The following is a 928-nucleotide window of genomic DNA, read 5'->3' as shown; positions in this document are numbered from 1 at the left end:
AAAAAGATAAAACACATGACAGCCATCAAACGAATGGCTACAATAAGCAGGCGGATTTGTTTCTTTTTTAACATTTTTGGATTGGATTGGACACACAAATGGCCGAAAACTACGTTATTTGGTTTGAAAACCTGCGTATGACTGACGTTGAGCGAGTGGGCGGTAAAAATGCCTCTTTGGGCGAAATGATCAGCCAACTGACTGAAAAAGGCGTACGCGTTCCCGGTGGTTTTGCGACCACTGCCGAAGCCTATCGCGCTTTCCTGGCTCACAATGGTCTGAGCGAGCGTATTTCCGAAGCCCTGAAACAACTGGATGTTGAAGACGTTGCCGAGTTGGCGCGCGTGGGTAAAGAAATCCGTCAATGGATTTTGGATACTCCGTTCCCTGAGCAGCTGGATGCTGAAATCGAAACAGCTTGGAACAAAATGGTTGCCGATGCCGGCGGTGCGGACATTTCCGTTGCCGTACGTTCTTCCGCAACAGCAGAAGACCTGCCGGACGCTTCTTTCGCCGGCCAACAAGAAACCTTCCTGAACATCAACGGCTTGGAAAACGTTAAAGAAGCCATGCGCCATGTATTCGCTTCCCTGTACAACGACCGTGCCATTTCTTACCGTGTCCACAAAGGCTTCGAACACGACATCGTTGCCCTTTCCGCAGGCGTACAACGCATGGTGCGCTCCGACAGCGGCGCGTCCGGTGTGATGTTCACCATCGATACCGAGTCCGGTTACGACCAAGTCGTTTTCGTTACCTCTTCTTACGGCCTGGGCGAAAACGTCGTACAAGGCGCGGTCAACCCTGACGAATTCTATGTATTCAAACCTACTTTGAAAGCAGGCAAACCGGCTATCCTGCGCAAAACCATGGGTTCGAAACAAATCAAAATGATCTTTACCGACAAAGCCGAAGCCGGTAAATCTGT

The 928-nt window shown here is 50.1% G+C and carries 1 protein-coding gene; it reads left to right on the top strand.

What is annotated here, in order from left to right:
* Positions 1-98: 98 nt before the first annotated feature.
* Positions 99-928: PEP/pyruvate-binding domain-containing protein (locus ACTHUT_RS21180; protein WP_440419773.1), on the top strand; the 830-nt coding region annotated here is incomplete at its 3' end.

Source organism: Neisseria sp. P0022.S010 (assembly GCF_051956635.1).
Note: the sequence above shows the minus strand (reverse complement) of the source record. Positions and strands in the feature narration are given on the sequence as shown.